The sequence below is a fragment of the Noviherbaspirillum saxi genome, from assembly GCF_003591035.1.
In the GTDB taxonomy this organism is placed as follows: Bacteria; Pseudomonadota; Gammaproteobacteria; order Burkholderiales; family Burkholderiaceae_D; genus Noviherbaspirillum; species Noviherbaspirillum saxi.
This window is the reverse complement of record NZ_QYUO01000001.1, coordinates 2,452,880-2,474,468: the sequence shown is the minus strand read 5'-3', so window position 1 is coordinate 2,474,468 and position 21,589 is coordinate 2,452,880. Positions and strand designations below refer to the sequence as shown.

Below are 21,589 nucleotides of genomic sequence, written 5' to 3'. Positions count from 1 at the left end.
CAGACTATGACAATCGATCCGGATACCATGAAGCAATGGGTGGATGTCGTTCGCCCATGGTTCAACATGCTGCTGGTGTGGGTGCTCGCCTGGGTGGCGCTGCGCCTGATACGGCGCGTGCTGAAACTCCTGCACACCCACCTTCTCAGACATGCGGACAAGATACGCGACGCCCGCCGCATAGAAACCCTGATGAATGTGTTTCGGTACACCGCCAATATCGTCATTGTCGGCGTAACCATCATGCTCACGCTAGGACTGATCGGTATCTCGATCACCCCTATCCTTGCCACGGCCGGCGTGGCCGGCATCGCAGTCGGCTTCGGCGCGCAGAGTCTGGTCAAGGATTTCTTCACCGGACTCTTTCTGCTGATTGAGCATCAGGTCAGCGAAGGCGACATCATCGAAGCGGCCGGCAAGAACGGCCACGTCGAACGCGTCACCCTGCGTCATATCCGCATCCGCGATTATGACGGCAGCGTGCATTTCATTCCCAACAGCATGATCACCGTAGTGACCAATCGCAGTCGCGATTACTCGTATGCGGTGATCGATATGAACGTCAAGCGTCAGGACGACCTGGGCAGGGTATTCGATCTGATGCACAAGGTCGACGCCGACATGCGCCAGGATCCCCAACTCGGTCCGATGATCCTCGATGACATCGACATCGCCGGGGTCGAAAAGGTGGAGGACGCCACAATCGCGGTGCGCTGCCGCCTCAAGGTCCAGCCGGCAAAACAGTGGCGCGTGCGCCGTGAATTTCTGCGTCGTATGAAGCAGGCGATCGACACCGTAGAAGAAGCCCCCTCGGCTGCGCCGACTGTCGGTCGATGATCATCGGAACGCATCGCAATGAATGCGTATGGCATGCGTCATGGCACAGGCATGGTTGTTGCGTTTTCCATCGATAAGGAGAGAAAAAATGGCAATCAACGAACCGCACCCGCCCCACGGAGAAACGATGGGCCAGGTCGATGTCGGTTATGGCGTGCGCCGCCCGGTACTCCCTGCAATACGCTGGGGCGCGGTCCTGGCCGGTGTGGCGGTCGGCATTTCGATACAGCTGGCGCTCACGCTGCTAGGTATCGCGACCGGGCTGTCATCGATCGATGTGGGCGCGGGCGAGACGCTCGGCATGGGACCTCTGATCTGGGCCGGTGTCAGCATGCTGGTTGCCGCGTTTTTCGGAGGCTACGTTGCCGCACGGATGTCCGGACTGAAGCGCAGGGCCGACGGCGTACTGCACGGCGCGGTGTCCTGGGCTGTCACGACCATCATGTTTGCGATCCTCGCAACCACGGTGGGCGGTACTTTGGTGAGCGGTGTTTTCAGCAATATGAGTCAGCTGGCAAGAGTGGCTACGGCAAATGGCGAGGCGCCGCTCACCGCATTGATGCGCGCACAGGGCGGCCGCGTCAATCCGCAGACGATGAGTCAGCTGCAGCAATATCTGCAGGCCGGTCAGCGCGATCAGGCGATTCAGCTGGTCACCGGCACCATGGGTGTGGAGCCGACAAGGGCGGAAACGATCGTCGACCAGGCATTGATCATGGCGGGATCGTCAGCAGCCGCTTCGCCGCAAGGCAAGGCAAAAGTGGAGAACGCAATGCAGAGCGCCGGCACGGCCGCCTGGATTGTGTTCCTGGCGGTCACACTGGCGCTGGCCATCGGCATTGGCGGTGGCGCGTTGGGAGCAGCGGGGTCGCGCCGGATCAGCTGGTCCGATGGTCCGGTACACCAATCATAAATCTTGTCGAGAGGAGCAGGGCATGCAGCGTATTTTCGGCGACCGTCAACCGGGTGGGCAGCGGCGTCTCGGCCCTCCACGATTCAAGCGTCTCTCCGCAGCCGATTCCAGCACCGCCGACTTGCTGTCTGGCTGCGCGGTGGTAAGTGCCGACGGCGAAGAAATCGGCCATGTCGATCATCTGGTGGTCGAAGCAGCGAGTCACCAGTTGCGCTATGTGGTCCTGGCCCGCAAGGAACAGGGCGCGGTCATCGCGCTGCCGTGGAATGCGTTGTACTTCGACGCGGCGCATTCACGGCTGGTGTTCTATACGCTAAGTTAGAAATAGCAGCGCCGACTTGCATGCTGTCCTTTCCGCAAAGAGATTGCCTGTGTTGTCGATCACCGTGGCCATCTCGGTCGTGGCAAGCGCGACGATCGGCATGCCTATTATCATTGCCTCGATGACGGCCAGTCCCAGGCTGGTATAGCGAATCGGATTGAAAAAGAAACGGTACCGCGCGGCGAATGCCGGCAACTGCGCACGGTCGAGCTCGCCACGGTACGAGACATCCGGCGGCACGATCACGCCATGCTCGACAACCCGCGTCGGGGTCCGGCCGCTGTCCCACATCAGTGCATTGAAGTGCGTGATATGTACCAGCAGGATATTCGGTTCATCGACCGGATGCCACATATCGGTCGGATGTTCGCGCGGCGTGTCGTGCTCGATATAGGCTTTGCATAGAAATCATGCGGAGCCTGGGTCAGGTAGTAAAGATAACTGCCATGCGTATGCCAGGTGAGGATCTTCAGTCGTCGCTGCAGGGTCAAGATACCGGTTCGAGGTTGGGACGCTGCAGGCGGACGGCGCAGGCCGGACAGGGAGCCGACACTGCGCAGAGCTGCGACCTGCTACAGGAATCCCACCTTATAGCGGACCGCGCCCACCGCGCGCCAGAATACCGCCATTGGCGGTATCAGCATCGAGGTGACGACCATTTCCAGTATGTGGCCCGGTGCCTTGGAAGTCTTCTGCAAGCGCTGGAAACAGAATCGGCCGGTCATGAAAATCCATATCAGGCCAGACAGCACGCCTAGCCCGGCCGCACCGCCAAGCAGCGACAGCAGCATCGTGGTCAACGCGACGACGGTCAGATAAAAATCCCAGCGCGGCCGTGCGCGGATCTTGCGGCGGTATAGCTTGGGATGCTTCTTGTAGAGCAGCGCGTCGAACTGCACCTTCTTCACCTGCCGCAGACTGACGCCCCAGCCTGCGGGGCGGACCGGATGCATCATGACCGCATTCGGTTCGCGCACGATATTGGCATGGTAGTCCAGCAACCGGAAATGCAGATCCGAATCTTCACGCCATGCAAAACGAAACTGTTCATCGAAGCCGCCCAGATCTTCCAGCACCTTCCTGCGGCAGAAGCAGTTTGCGGTAACGAACTCGGCGGTTTCCAGGTTCTTCGCATCGAGTTCGTAGTCGGTCGGCGTGCCTTCCAGCGGCATGATGACGCGGCCGCAGACTGCATGCACATCGTCGGCGAATGCCTGTATGCCATTGCGCAGCCAGTCGGCGCGCGCAATGGTGTCGTCGTCGGTGAATGCGACGATCGCGCCGCGCGCGGCGCGCCAGCCGTGATTGCGGGCGGCGGCCGGTCCATGCGGCCCCATCGATGGAATATAGGTAACGAGCGGGCCGCCTTTTTCCCCGCTATGCGCGGCCCAGCCGCTGACCACGTCGCGCGTTTGCTCGCTCGGACCGTCGTCCACGACGATGATTTCAAATCGCTCAGAATCGAAACTCTGCAGCGCAAGGCTCGCCAGGCACCGGTTCAGCAACTGCGGACGGCCCCGTGTCGGCACCACGATGGAGGCGGCAATTGCCACCGCACGGCCTGCATGATGCGTGCCGAGCCCAATGGGCGTTGCGGCGGAGGTATTACGCCGACGCATGACGACGCCCGCCTGAGCCGTGAGTGCGCTATGGTCGGCGGCAATGACTTTCCGGTGCTTGTTAAATGCAATTATTTTCGTCATGGATACAATCCTGCTAAAGCGTGGTAATGAGTGGCGGGGACACATCAAGATTGCGCGGCGCAAAAAAATACATATACGTCACTTGAGCGTATTGAAGAACATGCAATTCCCCTTCCGTAGCAATCAATTGAGGCGTATCAAAAATACTGATGCATGTATATAAATTAAATCGGTTGATAAAAATTGAGCAGGCAAATCGGCCGAATACACACGCGGTCTATTTGTGACGCAATACGATCTCAATAATCAATGTTGAACATGACCTCATGATGAATCCGGGCGTGCGTGATCCTGACTATCGGTCCATGGACTTAAGCTACCGGATGCATTTCTTGCTCAAAGCGCTCACCGTCTTCGGCCCGTTGCTGCAGTTGCCACAAGCGCGCGTAGGCCCCGGCCTGTTGCAGCAGTCTGGCGTGTGTACCGCGCTCGATCACGCGGCCGCGCTCGATCACCAGGATTTCGGTGGCGTCGACGACAGTCGACAAGCGGTGGGCCATGACCAGCGTGGTGCGGTTTTCCGATAACTGGTCGAGTTCTTGCTGAATCGCCTGTTCGGAAGCGGTATCGAGGGCCGAAGTCGCTTCGTCGAAGATCAGCAGAGGCGGGTTCTTGAGTATGGCTCTTGCCAACGCGATGCGCTGCTTTTCACCGCCCGAAAGCATGACACCGCGTTCGCCAACCGGTGTCTCGTATTTCTGCGGCAACGAATCGATCAGGTCGTGGATATGCGCCGCCTTCGCTGCGGCGATGATGTCATCCATGGAAGCGCCGGTGCGTCCGTATCCGATATTGAATGCAATGGTGTCGTTGAACAGCAAGGCTTCCTGCGGCACCACACCAATCGCGTGGGATGCGCTGAGACAGAGACAAGTTCGAGCCGGACGATCCCGCGCGTGCGTCCGGCGCGCGCCATGCGTTTTGGAAAATTGCAAAGCTCTTCAGCGGCGCTTTGCGTATCGGCAGGCATGAGCATTGCGGACAGTCGGCTGGCAATGCGAATCATCAACGCAGTGAAAGGAAAATAAATGAATGCCGATATCGTCGGCTGGATCAGTTCGCTCGTACTCGTTTCGACGATTTCCAGGCAGGTGTATACGCAATGGCGTACCAAACGGGTAGAGGGAGTATCGAAGTGGCTGTTTATCGGGCAGCTGACCGCCTCTTTCGGCTTTACTATCTATAGCTATCTGGTTGATAACTGGGTGTTTGTCTTTACCAATTTTTTCATGTTCCTGACCGCAGTAGCCGGCGAGTGCATTTACATTTCCAACAAGCGACATGCACAACGTCAACAATCCGGACAAGGGGAAAGCCAAAAAACCTCGCCACCGACGGCGAGCGCCAGCGGCGGGTAATACTGCTGCCGCTTTTACATGGCCCTGTAGAACTTACTTGCAGTATCTGCATACCTTCCCTGCAAGGCGCTAGGATTTTCCGACAAGGCAGCGCGGTTTCCAGGAGCTTGTGCCTCTATCAAGCTTTGGGTATATCGCTTGCTTAAGCAGTGCCAAACGATGCCTGCCATTCGCGCCGGTGACCTGCGCCTGTAGAGTCACCCGGCGCGTTTTGTTGAAGTCCATTGCGGAGGAGACTGTGCATACGCTTGGAATCAATGCTGCCTATCATGATTGTTCTGCCAGCATGGTACGTGATGGTGAAGTGCTCGCCGCTGCCGAGGAATGGATGGTCGCGGCGAGATGGCGACGACGAGCTATGGCTACTATCAGGATCGGCGCTACCACAGGCTCAAGCAAGTCAACCTGCCGCATTCGCTCGGCTTGTTGTACGAAGATGTCACCGACTACCTGGGTTTCCTGCATTCCTCCGATGAGTACAAGGTAATGGCGCTGGCATCTTAGGGCAAACCGGTATTCGCCGAACAGTTTCACGACATCCTGCATTATCGCGGCGACGGCGAATATGAAGTCAGACCGGCACAATGGACTGAACTGTTCGGACCCGTGCGCGAGCGCGGCGCAGAATTCACCCGGCATCACATGAATATCGCGTCGTCGCTGCAAATCGTGCTGAAAGAAACCGTCCTGAAAAGGAAGACAGGATTCCCGCGGTGCGCCATGTCGATGGCACCGTCCGCATTCAGACCATCAACCGTTCGCAGAATCCGACCGACTACGATTTGCTGCAAGCGTTCGGCGAGCGGTCCGGTGTACCGGTATTGATCAATACTTCGTTCCATACCCGTGGCGAGCCGATGGTGTGCACGCCGCGCGATGCGGTCGAGTCGTTTTGCACCACGCTGCCGGCCCGATATCGCGCTTGCACGCACTGTGCTTGGCTGGGAACCCAATGTTGGTCTCGATGAAGGCTTGCAACGCACGATCGAATACTTCAGGAATATGCGCACCGGCCTCGACGATGAAGACCTGCCTTTGCCGCCCGAACTGTCAGTCGGGATGCAGGAACGGGCTTTGCATGACACTGCGGTGTTGCGGTTATAGATACAGCGCTTCAGCGTCGCCTTCACCACATCCAAGAGGCAACATCATGAAACCGCTCCGAAAAGCGTTACAAGAAATACGCACAGTCTGGAAGACGCTGTTGCTGCTGGCCGGGCTGGCGCTTGCCACGGTCGCCTGCAGCGACCGGCCGGGTGATTTTCCGTTTCCGCAATCGCCGCCGCGTCCAGTGATGCAGCTTCCGGCGGCTGACAATGATGAATCGGAAGGACGGATCATGACGGCATTGCTGACCGTTCCGTCACGGCGGGCCAGGCTTCCGCGCAGATTCATGTAATACCCGTCCCGATCCACAAAAAGGAGAACAACATGGAACTCGATGACAACACCGGCTTTGCCATGGGGCGCAGACCGATTTGGGAAGCGTCCTTGCCCAAGCAGAACTTTGCCGCACTCGCTGCCGAAATCGATGTTGATGTGGCCATCATAGGCGGCGGCATCACGGGCATCACGACGGCGGCATTGCTGGCATCGTCCAATCTGCGCATTGCGGTGCTGGAAGCGGCTCAGGTCGGATCGGGCAGCACCGGTCATTCGACCGGCAACCTGTACGCCACCGTCGACCAGCATTTGCACAAGCTGAGCGCCAAGTGGGGCGAGCTCAAGACACGGCAGGTGGTCGACTCGCGCCTGCGAGCGATCGACGTAATCGAAAACCTGACGCGTACATTGGGACTGAAATGCGGATTTTCGCGCCAGCCATGGACGCTGTACAGCATGCAGGCCGATGCCAGTATGGATGCCGTCATCGAAAACGAGTACCAGGCGGCAACGCGTTTCGGACTCCGGGCACGGCTGGGAATCGATCTGCCGCTTCCCTATCCGGTTCACAAGGCCCTGGTGGTTTCGAACCAGGCGCAGTTTCATCCACTGGCATATGTGCGTCAGCTGGCTGCCGCGATCCGCTCGCCGCGCTGCGAAGTGTATGAAATGAGTCCGGTCACCGATATCGACGAAGACACTGGCCTGATCAAGACGCTGCAGGGCAGGGTCCATGCGCAGCACATCGTGATGGCGACGCATACGCCGCTCGGCATCAGCCTGCTGCATACCGAGCTGGGCGTCTATCGCGAGTATGCGGTTGCTGCACCCTTGCTCGAACCGCAACTGGGCGGTGGCATTTTCTGGAGCGCGGGTCCGGAAAAGCATTCGACGCGCCTGGTCGAACACGAGGGCATGCCGCATGTACTCATCATTGGCGAAAAGCACAAGACCGGACAGAAAGAAGATGCACAAGCGGCTTACCTGAAACTGGAAGCCATCCTCCGGAGGAGTTTCAAGATAGGCGATATCGCCTATCGCTGGTCGGCGCAGCAATATCGCCCCGCCGATGGTATGCCCTATATCGGCAAGAACGGTGACAAGTCGCGCATCTATCATGCAACTGGCTTTGCCGCTGACGGCTTGACTTATGGCACGGTCGCGGCCATGGTGATTGCCGATGAAGTGACCGGCGTCGCGAATGACTACGCCGAGCTGTATACCCCGAGGCGTTTCAACCCGATGAAAGCCGCGCCAACCTTCATCAAGGAAAATCTGAATATTGCGAGTTATTACGTCAAGGATTATCTCAAGCACCCGGAAGCCAAGGAGATTTCCGACGTGGCGCGCGGCGCAGGCCGCATTGTCGAAGTGGCCGGCGACAAGCTGGCCGTCTATCGCGATGATGCGCATCAACTGCATGTGCTGTCGCCGGTATGTACCCACATGAAGTGCCAGGTGCATTTCAATCAGGCGGAACGCACTTGGGATTGCCCCTGTCACGGCAGTCGCTTTTCGGTTGAGGGTACGGTGATCGAAGGCCCGGCGTTGTCGGGACTGAAGAAAGTGGCGCTGCCCGGAGAAACGACGGCGCCCGGTGTGAATGTGCCTGCGGGTGATACGACCCAAGCCGGTTCTGCAGCCAGCGGCGCGACAGTCGGCGGGACGACGCCGGATAGCGGTTCCTGAGACGACAGTGGCATGGTAGTTCCAATGTAGGGTAGCGAGCTTAAGCTGTCTCCGAGACTCGTCCGGTCTCGCTACTCCTATTCAACTTCTGTCCAGGTCCCAAGTTTTCTTCCAAGAAGGGAAGGAACACCATGGAAAATTCCATGGAAGGTTGCATCCCTTCCTGGCATAAGTTCTCATCCTCGATTCAATCCGACTGCTTTCGATACCGTGTGGCATAAAGCTTGCGTTAGCCTACGCCATCAAAGCGTTTCCCAATCTCAGTAATGCCTGATCGATGTGTTCGCCGCCATACGGCGTCGGGAAAAGTGGATCACGCCATATTTCCCGCATTGCCATCCTTAGTCGCGATTACGACGCGACAGCCTCCACGCTTGCATCATCGTTTCGCTGACATGTCCTGCTCCCGTATGCCGGACGGCAAAGACCTTGACATCATGTATTGACCTACCACACCTCAAACGGGCTTGCGGCTCGCCGGAGAACAATAATGGCGTTATCAATCCAGCACGCGGAAATGCATATCCCCTACGGCGACATTGTGATGCAAGGCGCGCTCTGGCTGCCTGCCGATCATCGTGGCGTCGTGGTGTTCGCCAATGGCAGCACCCGCCATCGCCTGAAACCGCCATACGACTATGTAGGAAGCGTGCTACATAACGCCCGTCTCGGCACGCTGTGGCTGGACTTGGTCACCGCGGAAGAACAGCGCGCCTGCCAGCCGCGTCCCGGCATTGCGATACTGGCAGAGCGCCTGGGCGCAGCCTGCGACTGGCTGCATGTCAACGACGCGACGAGCGAACTGCCGATCGCCTTGTTCGGTTCGGGCTACGGCGCGGCTGCGGCCCTGCAGCTTGCGGTGCTGCGGCGCGGATGCATTTGCGCAATCGTGCTGCGCGGCGGCCGGCCCGATCTGGCCAGTCAGACCCTGGCTCAGGTGGTCGCGCCGACGCTATTGATCGTGGGAGGACTGGATGACGGCGTCCTTGATGTCAATCGCCATGCCTACGCGGCGCTGCAATGCAAGAAGCGTCTTGAAATCATTCCGGGCGCAACGCATGCGTTCGATGAACCCGGCAGTATGGAAGTCGTCGCACGGCTGGCGCGCGGATGGTTCCTGCAACATACTCACTTCACACTGATGTAAAAGTGGATGTGTAAATGGTTCCGTAAAGCGAAAAATTTACAGTGATCAGCCCGGCAATCGCCTGGCGGCCGGAACGATCAGCACCAGATCGGACTGAGCCAGCGCGACGCAAGGCAGGACATAGCCTTCCCGTTTTTCCTCTGCACTCAGGCCCGGCCATTCGATATTGTGGCGTATCGTGCCGCCGGCAAGCTTGCACAGGCAGGTTCTGCAAGTGCCGTTGCGGCACGACGCCGGCAGGTCGATCCCGCTTGCGCGCGCAGCCGCGAGTATTGGCTGATCCGGGCCCACCTCGAAGGTCCAGCCGGACGGTTCGATACGCACCGAAAAGCGGGCAACCCGCTTTCCCTCGCTCATCGGCTACCCGTGAGCGGCGCCGGAATGGTTGGCACTCCCTGGGCGAGCGCCGCTTTTTCCTGTGCCTGCATTGCACGCAAGAAGCCGTCACGCTGTTGCAAGCGCTGCCAATAGCCTCTCACTGCCTCGGAAAACCTGTCGCCCATTCCGAGATAATCGGCAAGCATGAGCGCATAGCCGACGGAAATATCGGCGGCCGTAAAGCGGTCCGCGCACAGGAATTCGCGGTTCGCCACGACGGCATCGACCGCGCGCAGGCGCGCCAGGAACCAGCGGCTGTAGTCCTCGACCACCTGCGGCTGCAGCCGTTCCGGCGACTCCAAGCGGCCATAGCGCAGTACCAGGGTTTGCGGAAAAGTCAGCGTCGCTTCGCCATGATGCAGCCAGTTCAGATATGCGCCATAAGCAGGCTCATCCGGCGCGACATCCAGGCGCGCATTGCCGTTGCGCGCCGCCAGATACTGGCAGATCGCGGCAGACTCCGTCATGCAAAGTTCGCCATCGATCAGTGCCGGTACCGTGCCCAAGGGATTGACGGACAGAAATTCCCTGGCCAGTGCACGCGGCGGGAAGGGCAGCATCTTCAGCTGATAGGGAAGACCGAGTTCCTCCAGCGCCCATAGCGGCCGGAAAGAGCGCGCGCTGACGCAGTGGTAGAGCGTAAGCATGATCTACATGTTGCGGCCGTCGAACGGCACGCGTTGCAGAGTGTTCAGGTCGATATTTTCCAGGCAGCGCACATTGATGGCCGCCATCTCCGCGCCGGAGGGATCCTTGCCGAAACCGAAGGGTTGGCAACCGCAGTTGGGGCAAAAGCGATGTTCGATCACATGCTTGTTGAATTGGTAGGTCGACATCGGGCTATCGGGTTTGGACAAGGTCAGGCTGGCCCGTGGAACGAACCAGAGCAGAAATCCCTTGCGCACGCAATGCGAGCAGTTGCATTCGATGACCTGGCCGGGTTCGCCTTCCACTTCAAAGGCGATCTGGCCGCAATGGCAGGATCCGTGATAAGTCACAATGAGTCTCCATGTTATATGCGTGTGCGAATTGTACTCCGGCGGATTGTTTTCCAAGCAAGCTTGCCATGTCGCCAAGCTACGCTGTTTCGCCAAGGAATGCGAAAATGCGGGTTTCGGCCGCGTCATCAGCGCAGTTTCACAAGAATCGCAAGGGAAGGAAGCACCATGACAGTAAAAACCGTTGTCTTTCATGCATTGGAAGACGGCCCCGCATTGACGGTGCTCGGCGCCGTCCATGGCAACGAGCGCTGCGGTCCCGCCGCCATCAACCGCCTGATTGCCGATCTGGAAAACGGCAAGGTCAGGCTCAAGCGCGGCCGCCTGCAACTCATGCCGGTGGTGAACCCGCAGGCATATGCGCAAAACGTGCGTTTTGTGGAGCGCAACCTGAACCGGCAGCTGTATCGGAAGGATGAAAAGCAGCATTACGAAGACCATCTCGATCCCATCGTATGCGACTTGCTGGACCGTACCGATGTCTTGCTCGACCTGCACTCGTTTGCGTCGCCGGGCGGGCCATTCATTTTCTTGAGCGGAAAAAACCCGCGCGAACTGGCCTATGCAAAATCGCTGGGCGTCACGGATTTCGTCTATGGCTGGGCGGAAGCTTATGGCGGCGGCGGAAGCAAGGAGTCGCAAGGCACGACCGAATATGCGCGTACGCAGGGTGCGCTGGCGGTAACGCTGGAATGCGGCCAGCATCAGAATGCCGACGCACCCGACATCGGCTACCAGGCGATCCTGCATGCGCTGGCCCATTTCGACATGCTGGCCGATGCTGTTGCGGAACCTGCGCCGTCAGCGGCCGACCTGCGCTGCGTGCGGATGAAGAGCGTGTTCTATCGCGATGCAGGGGCAAACTTTTGCAAGTCGTGGCGGCATTTCGACCCGGTTGCAAAAGGCGAAGCAATCGCCACGCTGGCGGACGGCAGCTTGCTGACCGCGCCGGAAGACGGATTCCTTGTGCTGCCGAAGGAAGCGGCGGTCACTGGCGGCGAGTGGTTTTATTTCGGGACGGCGACCGCGTATCCGGAGTAGTGCCAGGTCAGAATCGCTCTTCGGCGTTCGTGCCGACCTCGGCCGCATCGAGCAGGGCAGCGATGATCGTTGCGCGCAACGCCTGCCAATGCCGGCCGCGCTCGAACACATGTTTCTGATTGATTTCCAGTTCAATGCCGAGATAGACAGAGGCGCCAAAGCAACGGCGCAGATGCACGGTAAAGCCGTCGGCGGTGCCGCTGTAGGGATAATTCATCCTGGTCTTCAAGGCCGGAGCAACTGTCTTGAGTGCGCCGCGCCAGCGCTGGCACAGTTCGGCTTCGCCTGCTCTTGCAGGGTCGTACAGCAGCCCGATATCGGCGTTGCGGATCTCGCCCTTGAATTCCGGGGTAAAGCTGTGGCAGGACACATGGATCACACGGGCACCGCCGCCGATCGCTTGCGCAATGCGGCTTTCTGCCTTGGTTCGGTAAGGCAGGTAATAACGCCGGTGGATTTCTTCGCGAATGTCGGCAGCGGCCGCACGCGTTGCTTCCGAATACAGGTGCGGATGACTCGCCGAACGGTTGAGGTCGATCAGCAAGCGGCTGACGGTCGCCACCACCAGCGGGGCGGCCAGGGCATCAGACATGTCGCGCGCGATGCGCAGCGCGCCCGCATCGTAGCCGCGATGGCTGCGCAACAGCGCTTCGCGGCCTTCGAAAAAGCCGTGATAGCGCGAAGGGATGCGATTGCCGCCGTGTTCGCAGGTGATCAGGAAGAAGTCGGGTCTGGTCAAGTCAATGCGATAAAGGATGGTCAAGGCAAGAACATCTTGCCTTCCTGCAGGCAGTCGCACAACTGTTCATAGACATCGCGGATGGCGCGTGCCTTGCGTGCCGCGCCGGTGCCGAGCGCACGCACTATCCGGCGCGCCAGCGGTCCATGTTGCAGGATCGCCTGCAAGGGCACGCGCGACAGCTCCGCATGGCTGACATCTTCCGCAAGCATCAGTCCCACCAGATGATCCCACAGCTCGCCGGTAGTGCAGCGGTGGCCGGGATAGGCGAACAACCGCAGATAGGCTGGATTGTCGATCACCGTCTGTTCGGCGTCGCGTATGCAGGCCTGCAAGATGGCGGCCAGTGCGGCGGTCGACATTTCCTGCTGCTCCGCCAGGTCGGGCCCGCCGGCGCGGTATAGCCGCCGTATCGCATCGACCGTGACGGCCGCAATGGCCAGATCGGCGCGCGGGCATTCCTGCGTGTCGAGCACGCGGATCTCGATCGCATTGCGTTCGAAGCGTGCAATCGCGCCGCGCGAATTCAGCCACTCATGCTTCAGCACGCCGTCGGTATCGTAGGGTGCAATGTCCTTGTACATCGGCGCCAGGATGCGCTGCTCATAAGCTCTTTTGCTGGTGACGGTTTCCGGAACGATCATGCCGGCAATGGAGGGAATCGCATCCGCGTTGGAGGAATACACATGCATGCGGTAATCGGCGAAGCCGGTCGGCTTGCCGTCGGCAATCGGGGAACTGGCGGCCAGTGCCGGCAGAATCGGCAATACCAGGCGTACCGCCGCATGCAGTCTGGCGAATTCATCATCACCGGCGAACGGCAGATTGACATGCATGCTCTGCAGATTCGCCCAACCGTGCGACTTGCTGTCGAAGATGCGGTCGTAGGCACGGTAGATATCTTCATTGTCATGCGGCCACAATTGCGTCTCGCTGCGCGGATCCATCCATGGATGCATCGCGCCCGGCATCAGGCGTGCGCCTCTCGGTTCCAGCAGGCGGTTGATTTCGCGTACTTCGGCCTGGAACACATCGGGCAGCATCGAAAGCGATACGCTGGGGCGCAGATTCTTGATCTCGATCACATGCATCACCAGTTCATTCGACCAGCCCATGCGGCCGCGTCTTACTTCGTTGCCTTCGCCGCCTGGCGACTCGCGCAGCAGGACGTCGGCCAAAGGCAGCACCGACAGCCGCGCGCGGTCGACGATCATGTATTCCAGTTCTATGCCATAGCCCATGAAGGCATGCAATAACGGGGGCTCATCCTCTTCGTCGCTCATGGTGTCGTGTTTCCTTTGCGTGAGTCGATGCGCTTGCGAAAAACGCCCATGACTTCGCGGTACAGTGCATCGCCCAGCACCGCGTCCTCGTTGCCCGCATCGACGTTCGGGTTATCGTTGATTTCGATGACGTAATACTGGGCGCCGATCTGCTTGAGATCGACGCCGTAAAAGCCATCGCCGATCAGGTTGGCGGCTTGCAGCGCGATCTTCACCACATCGTCGGGCGCCTCGCCCACCGATAGCGCTTCGGTCCGGCCTTCGCTGGTCCGGTGTCGTTCATGCTTGATGATTTGCCAGTGGCCGGGCGCCATGTAGTACTTGCAAACAAACAGCGCGCGCTGATCGAATACACCGATGCGCCAGTCGAATTGCGTCGGCAAATACTCCTGTGCCAGCACCAGTTCCGATTGCTGCAGCAATTCATTGACCTTGACCAGCAGGTCCTGTTCCGACTCGATCTTGACCACGCCCAGGGAAAACGCGCCGTCGGGCTGCTTCAGGATGCAGGGCAGACCAAGCTTTGCCACGATCTTGTCTACGTTGCCTTGATGAACGACCATCGTTCTCGGCGTCGGGATGTGATGGCGGGTCAGCAGTTCATCGAGATAAATCTTGTTGGTGCAACGCAGGATGGAATCGGGATCGTCGATCACGACCATGCCGGCCGCCGTGGCCTGGCGCGATATCTGGTAGGTGTAGTGATCGACGTTGGTGGTGTCGCGAATGAACAGCGCATCGAATTCCGTCAGGCGGCGGGTATCCTTTGGTGTGATTACTTCGCCGCTCATGCCCAGCAGTTCCGCCGCATCGATGAATTTGCGGATGGCTTCGGGATTGGACGGCGTTTCGCTGCGTGTCGGGTCATGCAGGATCGCAAGCAAGGGTTTGCGCGACGCGGTGCTGGTATGTATCTTTTGTTCTTTCAAATGCTCGATTACCGCCTGCGTCGCCAGTTCCTGCTGATGCGCGGGAATGTCGTAAACGCTGCCGGCGTGGATGCTGCACAAGTGCCATTGCCCGTTGGCTCGCTCAAAGCGCGCATGCAGCACCGGCGTGCGCAACAGCTTGAACAGCTGTTCGCTCAAATGCTGGTGCAGGCCATCGGCATCCCGGCCGAAATAGATGTTCAGGTCGACCACGTCTTCCGTGGTGCGCGAGAACGAGCAGTCGATCAGGTTGCCGAGCCTGTCGCTCACATCCTGCACCAGCGTTTCGGAATGCAGGTCCTTCATTGCTTCTGCATCGGGCAGCGGCCGGTGGCCGCGCGCCTCGGCCAGCAGCGATACGTAATAGCCTTTGCTTTGATAGCGGTAAGTGCGACAGAGGTTGAACACCTTGGTGGAACGCATGTCGCCGTAGGCCGGATCCATCAGGTAGGTTTGCGCAGGAATGACCGTGACGCCAGGGATGTCGTTCGGCCAATCCTGTTCACGGCTGACGACGAAAAGGATGTTCATGGTACTTCCTGTCGCGGTGTACGCCGCGGATGGATGATCAGCAGGTTGGCGTCATGCGTGACGATGCCGAGCAGGACCGCATTGACCACGCGATCGATGCTGAGCCAGTAGGCCTGGTTGCTGGCGTAGGGATTGGCCTGGTAGGGATCGACCACCAGCACCTTGCGGCGCTCCTGGTCATGGCCCCCGATGATGACGAAATGGCCGGATGGCAGACCGCGTACATCATCCGGTTGATCTTCCGGCCCGAATTCACGCGCGGCGCGGTACAAAAAGGTCGAGCTCAGGCCGGTAATGATCGGCATCTTGCGCCGCAGGATGTTGCGGATCAGATAGCGCGACAGATCGAACAGCCGCAACCGGCCCCCCAGCTTGAGAAATTCCAGGTAACCGTTGGTGGCATGTTGCAGGCGGTAATCCATCTTGTGCTCGCGCTGGCGCAGCAGGCGATCGGCAATGTCGACGCCAGGTTCGGAAAACCAGGTGGGGTCGAACACCGTCAGGTTATAGGTGTAAATGCTCGCCATATAGCCTTTGCGCAGGGCATCGCAGGCCAGGAACACGGCGAAGGTGCCGCCGTGTTCCAGACGCCCGGTGCGGGCGATGACCTGCGCGAGCGGTTCATGATCGCCCCAATAGCGATACACCGCGTGCAGGCAAGTCGGGCCGCATGTGGTTTCGTCAGGCTGGGACAGGATGTTGACGGGCAACTGGACGATGGCATGAGTCACGGATGAGCCCTGTGTTCGTTCATGATTGGACAATGGCACCTTGCAACATGCAGTGGTGATGTGATCAGCGGGTAGCATTTTTGGTGCCAGTCAAATTTGCGGCCAGGCAGCGTATTCACCTTATCCTGGCCAGCGCTATACGTCGGAACAGATGTCTTTCGCTTGTAAAAGTTTCCGGTCAAAGCGGAAACGGTCGCAGGGCACGGATGATGCATGTCAGCGCCATGACGCGGCGCTGTCCGCGCGACGTCAGACTGCTTTTCGGAGATATGCAATGAAAAACGGAAGCCTGTTGTCGATGGCGCTTGGCTTGAGCTTCCCCTTGCTTGCGTTGGCGCAGACATCGATTCCCCAACGTGACTTCCCGCGCGAAGACGCTGGCGCGGCGGGTATTACCTCGCAGGGTATTCCTGCGCCTGGACGCGAACTGTCGTCCGGTGGCGCCAATGCCACCGCGTCGGAAGCCGGTATTGACGCGGCCACCGAGATGGGAACGCCTCCGTCGCCGACCGACCGACTGAAGCCGGTGACGACCAATGACATCACCTATCTGTGCGGCGGCATCGGCGAGGAAGAATCGAACTACATGAAGCAGCAAGCCAGGGACTATGACCTGATGCTGACCTTTGCCGCACGCGACGGAGCCTATCTGGCCGATATCGCGGTGGATATCCACGATGCCGCAGGCAACGAAGTGCTGCAGGCGCGCTGCGATTCTCCGATCCTGCTGGTCGATCTTCCCAAGCGCGGTACCTATCGCGTGAGCGCCGACGCGGCGGGACACGTGCTGCAACGTCAGGTCAAGGTCAACGCGGGACCCAAGACTGGTCGGCAGTTGGCGCGCGCGGTGCTGGTGTGGCCGCAGGAAGTTGCGGAAGTGCAGGGCAGTGGCACAATGTCCGGCGGGTCCGGAGGAGCCCCCGCCACCCGCGATGCCGGCAGTCGCTGACAGGATCCTGCGGCATCCGGACGGGCCAGCGTGGCTCGGCCGTGAGCCTGTCTATATTCGAAAAACAAAAAGCAGGTCCGGCTTGTAAAGCCGACCCTGCTTTTTACCTCACAGTCCTTGAAGGCTAAGGACTTATTTATTTTTCTCGGCAGCGCCTTGGACTTTTTCGCCGCCGCGCTCGATATCCCTGCCCATGCCGGACATGGTGTTACAAGCGGTCAGGCCGATAGTGACCATCAGGATGCTCAGTATGGAGATAATTTTTTTCATGATTTCTTCCTTTCAGGTTGATAAATAAAACGGGTTTCCAAAACGCTGCGACGATCATGCCCACCCGTGCAGCATGCTCCCCTGTAATGCTATTTTGGGTGGGTATTGCTGCGGCCTTGCATGTATGCCCCCGCCATTGTTATGAGTCTGCCGATGAGGTCGGTGTTCGATTGATTGCGCGCGGTCAAAGCTGTCAGCGTCGCGCCGCTGGTCATCGCGGTCCGTGCGATTCGTTTGGGTCCGATCGCAATGATGGCGGCTACGCCAAGCGCGCAATACACCGGATGCCGCTTCAGTACCCGCATGATCGTGCTGCGCGGAAAAACATCCGGTGGTTCCGGATGCGCGGGTACCGGTCTCAACGCCGGCGTATAACTTTGTGCAAAGCTGTGATCGACCTGGATTTCCTGTCCATAGGGAATCTGGCCGAGTTCGTCGCCGTCAGTCAGCATGCGGCGATAGTTTTCACGCCGCAGCCGCATTCTTTCCAGAATGGCTTGCCGTTCTGCTTCCAGTGTCCGTACGCTCATATGCTCCCCTTGATCACGTCAATGTCACGTTGCAGTTCGCCGCGTAAGGTGCTGGTCAGCGATGCCTGCGATTTGAAATGCTTCATGCACATGTTGAATGCCACACCGGCGATGCCGCCGTAAAGCAATACGACGAACCAGGCGGCTAGCGCGCGGTAATCGCTGTCCCAGAAACTGACGATGATCGCCAGCCCGAGAAAGACGGTTGCCAGCAGCGTGAACAGGATGGCGACGGTGAAGCCGGCGATACGCATGGCCAGTTGCTGTTCGCGGATCTTCATTTCAACCCGCAACAGGTCCATGTAATCCCCGACACGATCCAGCGTGATCAGGTAAAGCTGTTTGGATTTGTGAAGGGCGGCAAACATCGCGGTTGTCCTTTTGGTGGTCACACAGTCAGTCAGGTACCGACGGCTTGAAAGTGATGGCTATCGCCTGTTCCTTACCGCCGATACGCCATTGCCATGTAGGCACATGCAACGCATGTGCCCGGATCACATCATCAACGGCGCTTGAACAGCAGACCGAGCAACAGACCGGTACCGACCGCCACCGCTACCGATTGCATGGGTTTGTCTTTCACATATTCGGTAGTGGTTTCCATGCCGCGATTGAGCTGGCGGCTCGCTTCGGTGGCGATGCCCTTGGCTGCATAACGCACCGAGCTGAATTTGGCCATCAGTTGTGCATGCGCCTGTGCCAGTTCATCGTCGGACAAACTCGAGGAACGGTTGACCAGAGAGTCGAGGTCGTTCTTCAAGCTGGAAAGGTCGCTACGTAGCGACGCGGCAGACTTTTGTGCGACACCCTTGATTTCATTGTAAGTACCTTTGGCAGACTGCATTGCTGCTGCTGCCTTATCGCTGCCGCTACCGTTGCCGGTGGTGGACGAGGTGGTTGTATCCATGAATCGCTCCTTGACAAAATTGGATCAAATTTGAGAGACGGCGAAACAACATTTTTCACCGTGCCAGACCCGCAGTGAAATATCTGCGGGGAACACAACAGAAACGAGGGCACATCCTTGCGATTCCAGCTGCACCGGCGGCACCGTGGCTTGTCCGGCACAACGTCCATGGTCATTTCCCGTATGACGGCGCAGGTAGCATCGGCCCTCCATTTTCATGACGTGTGCCGGGATAAACAGCAAACGCTGTGCCATGTGATGCCGTGACCGCAATGCAGTCGCGGTTTGATGAAAATCGGGGGAAAGGAGAGGGTTTTGCCGCCTGTACGGGGCAAAGGTAAATAATACCTTTGCGTTTTTGCACGCTTGCCATGTAATTCTTGCAACCTGTGTCACACATTTTTCATGCTACCGAATAGGCAGCGAAGCCATAAATTCCTTGCGGGTGTAGCCTTGAGGAAACATAATCAAGCCAAAGCGATACCACTGCATTGAAAGGTTCACATGTCCACATTCGGTCCCGATGAAGCGCGCAATTACATGCATCAGTTGTTGAAGGTGATGCACCAGCAAGGCGGGTCGGATCTTTTCATCTCGGCTGACTTCCCGCCGAGCATGAAACATCAGGGTGCGATGAAGCCGCTGAGCCAGCAAAAGCTGACCGGCGATATCACGCGAAAACTCGCGCTGAGTCTGATGAACGACAAACAGCGGCATGAATTCGAAACCGAGCTGGAATGCAATTTCGCGATTTCGCTGCCCAATGTCTGCCGCTTCCGCGTCAATGTCTTCGTGCAGCAACAACAAACCGGCATGGTGATCCGCACCATCGCGGCGGAGATACCGAACTTCGACAAGCTGCAGTTGCCGGAAGTGCTCAAGGACGTGATCATGACCAAGCGCGGCCTGGTACTGGTCGTTGGCGGCACCGGCTCGGGCAAATCGACGACACTGGCCGCGATGATCGATCACCGCAACGCCAGTTCCTCTGGCCATATCATCACGGTGGAAGACCCGGTCGAATACGTCCACAAGAACAAGTCCTGCCTGATCACCCACCGCGAAGTTGGCGTCGATACGCTGTCCTGGCATCATGCGCTGAAGAACACGCTACGTCAGGCGCCCGACGTCATTCTGATCGGCGAAATCCGCGATACCGAAACCATGGAGCATGCGATTGCCTTCGCCGAGACTGGCCACCTGTGCCTGGGCACGCTGCATGCCAATAATGCGAACCAGACGATAGACCGCATCATCAACTTCTTTCCCGAGGAGCGGCGCAACCAGCTACTGGGCGATTTGTCGTCGAATCTGCGCGCCATCATCTCGCAACGCCTGGTGCGCACCGAAGACGGCAAGGGCCGGCGTGCCGCGATTGAGATCCTGCTCAACACACCGACCATTGCCGAGCAGATCCTGAAAGGCCAGTTCCAGGGCATCAAGGAAATCATGGGCAAGTCGCGCGAGTTGGGCATGCGGACCTTTGACCAGGCATTGTTCGATCTCTATAACGCGGGCCACATCGGTTACGACGAAGCGATTCGCAATGCCGACTCGGCCAACGAGTTGCGCCTGCAGATCAAGCTGCGTGCCACGCGCGGCCAGCCGGGCGAGGCATCGGGCTTCAATCTGGCGATCGATGAAGAGAAGACCGAGGAAGAGGAAGCAGAGAAGAAATAGGCCTCAAGTAATAGCGATAGAGGCAGGGCAGTCATCCCATATAGGTTGTAAACTACACGCCTGCCTTGACGCTCAATGATGGATGGACCGATGCGAACTGACTATCTCATTTCCGATATACCGACGCCGGCAGTATTGCTGGACAAGCAGCGCCTCGCTGCAAATTGCCAGCGCATGTCGGACCGCGCAGCGCGGGCCGGCGTGCAGTTGCGGCCGCACCTGAAAACCGCGAAGTCGGCGCAGGTGGCCGCGCTTGCCACCGCGGGCCAGTTCGGCGGCATTACCGTCTCGACCTTGGCGGAGATGCGCTATTTCTTCGATGCAGGTTATCGCGACCTGACTTATGCAGTCGGTATCGTGCCGCCGAAGATGGCGGCGATAGAAGAGTTGATGGAGCAGGGCGCGCGCATTCGCATCGTGCTCGATTCGGTAGCGGCGGTGGAGTCACTCGCGGCGCGTCCGACACGTTATCGCGGTGAGGTGCCGGTTCTGATAGAAATCGATTGCGGCGGGCATCGCGCTGGTGTATCGGCGCAGAGCGAGGAACTGCTTGCGATCGCACAGTGCATTGCCGCCACATCCGGACTGACGCTCGACGGCGTGCTCACGCATGCCGGACATTCCTATCATGCAAACAGCACTGCCGCCCGCACCGAAATCGCCGAAGCCGAACGTGATGCGGCCGTGCTGGCAGCGCAGCGCCTGCGTGCCGCTGGACATGCGTGCCGGACAGTGAGTATCGGTTCCACGCCGACTGCGCTGACCGATATCCCGCTCGATGGCGTGACGGAGATCCGCCCCGGCGTCTATGTATTTTTCGACCTGTCGCAGGCGGCGTTGGGCGTATGCGAGCTCGAGGATATCGCCGCCAGCGTGCTGGCGACCGTCATCGGCCATCAGCATGAGTCGGGACATTTGCTGATTGACGCCGGCGCACTGGCACTATCCAAGGATGTCAGTGCCAGCGAGTTTCGCAGCGATGTGGGTTACGGCCTGGTCTGCGATCTCGACGGCAAGCTGATTCCCGGCTTGCATGTCGCCGATGCCCACCAGGAGCATGGTTTTGTCAAGAGCACCGAGGGTGCGCTTGCCTTCGAGCGCTTTCCCATCGGCTCTCGGCTGCGTGTACTGCCTAATCATGCCTGCATGACCGTTGCACCGTATGACGCGTATTACGTATTGACCGGCGACGGTCCAAGCCTGCAGCGATGGGACAAGACCAGCGGCTGGTGACCCTTGGGCTGCAGACGGTCTGAACACGAAAGGCGTCA

At 58.9% G+C, this 21,589-nt stretch carries 25 protein-coding genes and 3 pseudogenes; 14 read left to right on the top strand and 14 right to left on the bottom strand.

What is annotated here, in order from left to right; translation table 11 throughout:
* Window positions 1-6: 6 nt before the first annotated feature.
* The 3 genes from D3871_RS11685 to D3871_RS11675 all read left to right on the top strand — a co-directional run bounded on the left by D3871_RS11685 (window position 7) and on the right by D3871_RS11675 (window position 2,072).
* Window positions 7-837: a mechanosensitive ion channel family protein gene (locus D3871_RS11685; protein WP_233575584.1), complete on the top strand. Its 831-nt coding sequence runs from the start codon at window positions 7-9 to the stop codon at window positions 835-837.
* An 88-nt stretch (window positions 838-925) separates the two neighbouring features.
* Window positions 926-1,750: a hypothetical protein gene (locus D3871_RS11680; protein ID WP_119769044.1), complete on the top strand. Its 825-nt coding sequence runs from the start codon at window positions 926-928 to the stop codon at window positions 1,748-1,750.
* A 22-nt stretch (window positions 1,751-1,772) separates the two neighbouring features.
* A complete protein-coding gene (locus D3871_RS11675) occupies window positions 1,773-2,072 on the top strand; it encodes a PRC-barrel domain-containing protein (protein WP_158597917.1) in 300 nt (99 codons plus the stop codon).
* Window positions 2,073-2,102: 30 nt separating this feature from the next.
* On the opposite strand, the pseudogene D3871_RS11670 reads toward D3871_RS11675, so the two are convergent.
* From D3871_RS11670 to D3871_RS11660, 3 genes and pseudogenes are all read right to left on the bottom strand, one after another.
* Window positions 2,103-2,563 (bottom strand): annotated as a pseudogene (locus tag D3871_RS11670) (glycosyltransferase); the annotation flags it as partial.
* Between the two features lie 81 nt (window positions 2,564-2,644).
* Window positions 2,645-3,775 carry a glycosyltransferase family 2 protein gene (locus D3871_RS11665; protein WP_233575583.1) on the bottom strand — a complete coding sequence of 377 codons (1,131 nt, stop codon included), beginning with the start codon at window positions 3,773-3,775 and terminating at the stop codon, window positions 2,645-2,647.
* Window positions 3,776-4,086: 311 nt separating this feature from the next.
* Window positions 4,087-4,623 (bottom strand): annotated as a pseudogene (locus D3871_RS11660) (ATP-binding cassette domain-containing protein); the annotation flags it as partial.
* Between the two features lie 180 nt (window positions 4,624-4,803).
* Here D3871_RS11660 and D3871_RS11655 point away from each other — a divergent pair.
* From D3871_RS11655 to D3871_RS11635, 7 genes and pseudogenes are all read left to right on the top strand, one after another.
* Window positions 4,804-5,133 carry a PQ-loop repeat-containing protein gene (locus tag D3871_RS11655; protein ID WP_119769040.1) on the top strand — a complete coding sequence of 110 codons (330 nt, stop codon included), beginning with the start codon at window positions 4,804-4,806 and terminating at the stop codon, window positions 5,131-5,133.
* 324 nt (window positions 5,134-5,457) lie between these two features.
* Window positions 5,458-5,826: pseudogene (locus D3871_RS31870) on the top strand (carbamoyltransferase N-terminal domain-containing protein); the annotation flags it as partial.
* Between the two features lie 20 nt (window positions 5,827-5,846).
* Window positions 5,847-6,101, top strand: a complete 255-nt coding sequence (locus D3871_RS31865; RefSeq protein ID WP_476638921.1) for a carbamoyltransferase C-terminal domain-containing protein — start codon at window positions 5,847-5,849, stop codon at window positions 6,099-6,101.
* The gene (locus tag D3871_RS30485) at window positions 6,067-6,237 is read left to right on the top strand and encodes a hypothetical protein (protein ID WP_199724820.1); all 171 of its coding nucleotides are present in this window, start codon (window positions 6,067-6,069) and stop codon (window positions 6,235-6,237) included. Before D3871_RS31865 ends, D3871_RS30485 begins: the two co-directional genes overlap by 35 nt.
* Before the next feature lie 46 nt (window positions 6,238-6,283).
* Entirely contained in the window at window positions 6,284-6,532 is a 249-nt protein-coding gene (locus D3871_RS11645; RefSeq protein ID WP_119769039.1) for a hypothetical protein, read from the top strand.
* A 32-nt stretch (window positions 6,533-6,564) separates the two neighbouring features.
* Window positions 6,565-8,205 carry an FAD-dependent oxidoreductase gene (locus D3871_RS11640; RefSeq protein ID WP_119769038.1) on the top strand — a complete coding sequence of 547 codons (1,641 nt, stop codon included), beginning with the start codon at window positions 6,565-6,567 and terminating at the stop codon, window positions 8,203-8,205.
* Between the two features lie 490 nt (window positions 8,206-8,695).
* Entirely contained in the window at window positions 8,696-9,352 is a 657-nt protein-coding gene (locus D3871_RS11635) for a dienelactone hydrolase family protein (RefSeq protein WP_119769037.1), read from the top strand.
* A 45-nt stretch (window positions 9,353-9,397) separates the two neighbouring features.
* On the opposite strand, the gene D3871_RS11630 is transcribed toward D3871_RS11635, so the two are convergent.
* The 3 genes from D3871_RS11630 to D3871_RS29770 are packed head-to-tail and all read right to left on the bottom strand — an operon-like array spanning window position 9,398 to window position 10,728.
* On the bottom strand, window positions 9,398-9,709 hold the full coding sequence (locus D3871_RS11630; protein ID WP_119769036.1) for a 2Fe-2S iron-sulfur cluster-binding protein: 312 nt from the start codon (window positions 9,707-9,709) through the stop codon (window positions 9,398-9,400).
* Entirely contained in the window at window positions 9,706-10,377 is a 672-nt protein-coding gene (locus D3871_RS11625; RefSeq protein ID WP_119769035.1) for a glutathione S-transferase family protein, read from the bottom strand. Before D3871_RS11625 ends, D3871_RS11630 begins: the two co-directional genes overlap by 4 nt.
* Before the next feature lie 3 nt (window positions 10,378-10,380).
* Window positions 10,381-10,728 (bottom strand): GFA family protein, encoded by a 348-nt coding sequence (locus tag D3871_RS29770; protein WP_147376795.1) that lies wholly within the window; start codon window positions 10,726-10,728, stop codon window positions 10,381-10,383.
* A gap of 168 nt (window positions 10,729-10,896) precedes the next feature.
* On the opposite strand from D3871_RS29770, the gene D3871_RS11620 reads away from it, so the two are divergent.
* The gene (locus D3871_RS11620; protein WP_158597916.1) at window positions 10,897-11,769 is read left to right on the top strand and encodes a succinylglutamate desuccinylase/aspartoacylase family protein; all 873 of its coding nucleotides are present in this window, start codon (window positions 10,897-10,899) and stop codon (window positions 11,767-11,769) included.
* A 7-nt stretch (window positions 11,770-11,776) separates the two neighbouring features.
* Here D3871_RS11620 and D3871_RS11615 read toward each other — a convergent pair whose 3' ends face one another.
* Genes D3871_RS11615 through D3871_RS11600 form a run of 4 tightly spaced genes read right to left on the bottom strand, consistent with a single transcriptional unit; the run spans window position 11,777 to window position 15,982 of the window.
* Window positions 11,777-12,532, bottom strand: a complete 756-nt coding sequence (locus D3871_RS11615; RefSeq protein ID WP_233575582.1) for an N-formylglutamate amidohydrolase — start codon at window positions 12,530-12,532, stop codon at window positions 11,777-11,779.
* Window positions 12,529-13,791: a carboxylate-amine ligase gene (locus D3871_RS11610; RefSeq protein WP_119769033.1), complete on the bottom strand. Its 1,263-nt coding sequence runs from the start codon at window positions 13,789-13,791 to the stop codon at window positions 12,529-12,531. The genes D3871_RS11615 and D3871_RS11610 overlap by 4 nt, the downstream gene beginning before the upstream one ends.
* Entirely contained in the window at window positions 13,788-15,251 is a 1,464-nt protein-coding gene (locus D3871_RS11605; RefSeq protein WP_119769032.1) for a RimK family protein, read from the bottom strand. The genes D3871_RS11610 and D3871_RS11605 overlap by 4 nt, the downstream gene beginning before the upstream one ends.
* Window positions 15,248-15,982: a hypothetical protein gene (locus tag D3871_RS11600; RefSeq protein WP_119770037.1), complete on the bottom strand. Its 735-nt coding sequence runs from the start codon at window positions 15,980-15,982 to the stop codon at window positions 15,248-15,250. The genes D3871_RS11605 and D3871_RS11600 overlap by 4 nt, the downstream gene beginning before the upstream one ends.
* A 274-nt stretch (window positions 15,983-16,256) precedes the next feature.
* On the opposite strand from D3871_RS11600, the gene D3871_RS11595 reads away from it, so the two are divergent.
* On the top strand, window positions 16,257-16,931 hold the full coding sequence (locus D3871_RS11595) for a hypothetical protein (RefSeq protein ID WP_119769031.1): 675 nt from the start codon (window positions 16,257-16,259) through the stop codon (window positions 16,929-16,931).
* 132 nt (window positions 16,932-17,063) lie between these two features.
* Here D3871_RS11595 and D3871_RS11590 read toward each other — a convergent pair whose 3' ends face one another.
* The 4 genes from D3871_RS11590 to D3871_RS11575 form a co-directional block, all read right to left on the bottom strand.
* Window positions 17,064-17,168 (bottom strand): entericidin A/B family lipoprotein, encoded by a 105-nt coding sequence (locus D3871_RS11590; RefSeq protein WP_420799660.1) that lies wholly within the window; start codon window positions 17,166-17,168, stop codon window positions 17,064-17,066.
* 122 nt (window positions 17,169-17,290) lie between these two features.
* Window positions 17,291-17,731 (bottom strand): hypothetical protein, encoded by a 441-nt coding sequence (locus tag D3871_RS11585; protein WP_119769029.1) that lies wholly within the window; start codon window positions 17,729-17,731, stop codon window positions 17,291-17,293.
* Window positions 17,728-18,099, bottom strand: coding sequence for a phage holin family protein (locus D3871_RS11580; protein ID WP_119769028.1), 372 nt, complete (start codon window positions 18,097-18,099; stop codon window positions 17,728-17,730). Before D3871_RS11580 ends, D3871_RS11585 begins: the two co-directional genes overlap by 4 nt.
* 134 nt (window positions 18,100-18,233) lie before the next feature.
* Window positions 18,234-18,638 carry an ElaB/YgaM/YqjD family protein gene (locus tag D3871_RS11575; RefSeq protein ID WP_119769027.1) on the bottom strand — a complete coding sequence of 135 codons (405 nt, stop codon included), beginning with the start codon at window positions 18,636-18,638 and terminating at the stop codon, window positions 18,234-18,236.
* A gap of 504 nt (window positions 18,639-19,142) precedes the next feature.
* Here D3871_RS11575 and D3871_RS11570 point away from each other — a divergent pair.
* Entirely contained in the window at window positions 19,143-20,318 is a 1,176-nt protein-coding gene (locus D3871_RS11570) for a PilT/PilU family type 4a pilus ATPase (RefSeq protein WP_119769026.1), read from the top strand.
* A 90-nt stretch (window positions 20,319-20,408) separates the two neighbouring features.
* Window positions 20,409-21,551: an alanine racemase gene (locus tag D3871_RS11565; RefSeq protein ID WP_119770036.1), complete on the top strand. Its 1,143-nt coding sequence runs from the start codon at window positions 20,409-20,411 to the stop codon at window positions 21,549-21,551.
* The last annotated feature ends 38 nt before the right edge of the window (window positions 21,552-21,589 follow it).

Bases quoted from the DNA above. Each gene is read 5' to 3' on its own strand.
- D3871_RS11595 (WP_119769031.1), top strand. From the start codon at position 16,257: ATGAAAAACGGAAGCCTGTTGTCGATGGCGCTTGGCTTGAGCTTCCCC.
- D3871_RS11580 (WP_119769028.1), bottom strand. From the start codon at position 18,099: ATGTTTGCCGCCCTTCACAAATCCAAACAGCTTTACCTGATCACGCTG.
- D3871_RS11565 (WP_119770036.1), top strand. From the start codon at position 20,409: ATGCGAACTGACTATCTCATTTCCGATATACCGACGCCGGCAGTATTG.
- D3871_RS11645 (WP_119769039.1), top strand. From the start codon at position 6,284: ATGAAACCGCTCCGAAAAGCGTTACAAGAAATACGCACAGTCTGGAAG.
- D3871_RS11655 (WP_119769040.1), top strand. From the start codon at position 4,804: ATGAATGCCGATATCGTCGGCTGGATCAGTTCGCTCGTACTCGTTTCG.
- D3871_RS11570 (WP_119769026.1), top strand. From the start codon at position 19,143: ATGTCCACATTCGGTCCCGATGAAGCGCGCAATTACATGCATCAGTTG.
- D3871_RS11635 (WP_119769037.1), top strand. From the start codon at position 8,696: ATGGCGTTATCAATCCAGCACGCGGAAATGCATATCCCCTACGGCGAC.
- D3871_RS11630 (WP_119769036.1), bottom strand. From the start codon at position 9,709: ATGAGCGAGGGAAAGCGGGTTGCCCGCTTTTCGGTGCGTATCGAACCG.
- D3871_RS11680 (WP_119769044.1), top strand. From the start codon at position 926: ATGGCAATCAACGAACCGCACCCGCCCCACGGAGAAACGATGGGCCAG.
- D3871_RS11665 (WP_233575583.1), bottom strand. From the start codon at position 3,775: ATGACGAAAATAATTGCATTTAACAAGCACCGGAAAGTCATTGCCGCC.
- D3871_RS11675 (WP_158597917.1), top strand. From the start codon at position 1,773: ATGCAGCGTATTTTCGGCGACCGTCAACCGGGTGGGCAGCGGCGTCTC.
- D3871_RS11585 (WP_119769029.1), bottom strand. From the start codon at position 17,731: ATGAGCGTACGGACACTGGAAGCAGAACGGCAAGCCATTCTGGAAAGA.
- D3871_RS11610 (WP_119769033.1), bottom strand. From the start codon at position 13,791: ATGAGCGACGAAGAGGATGAGCCCCCGTTATTGCATGCCTTCATGGGC.
- D3871_RS11590 (WP_420799660.1), bottom strand. From the start codon at position 17,168: ATGGTCACTATCGGCCTGACCGCTTGTAACACCATGTCCGGCATGGGC.
- D3871_RS11575 (WP_119769027.1), bottom strand. From the start codon at position 18,638: ATGGATACAACCACCTCGTCCACCACCGGCAACGGTAGCGGCAGCGAT.
- D3871_RS11685 (WP_233575584.1), top strand. From the start codon at position 7: ATGACAATCGATCCGGATACCATGAAGCAATGGGTGGATGTCGTTCGC.
- D3871_RS11620 (WP_158597916.1), top strand. From the start codon at position 10,897: ATGACAGTAAAAACCGTTGTCTTTCATGCATTGGAAGACGGCCCCGCA.
- D3871_RS11640 (WP_119769038.1), top strand. From the start codon at position 6,565: ATGGAACTCGATGACAACACCGGCTTTGCCATGGGGCGCAGACCGATT.
- D3871_RS11625 (WP_119769035.1), bottom strand. From the start codon at position 10,377: ATGCTTACGCTCTACCACTGCGTCAGCGCGCGCTCTTTCCGGCCGCTA.
- D3871_RS11605 (WP_119769032.1), bottom strand. From the start codon at position 15,251: ATGAACATCCTTTTCGTCGTCAGCCGTGAACAGGATTGGCCGAACGAC.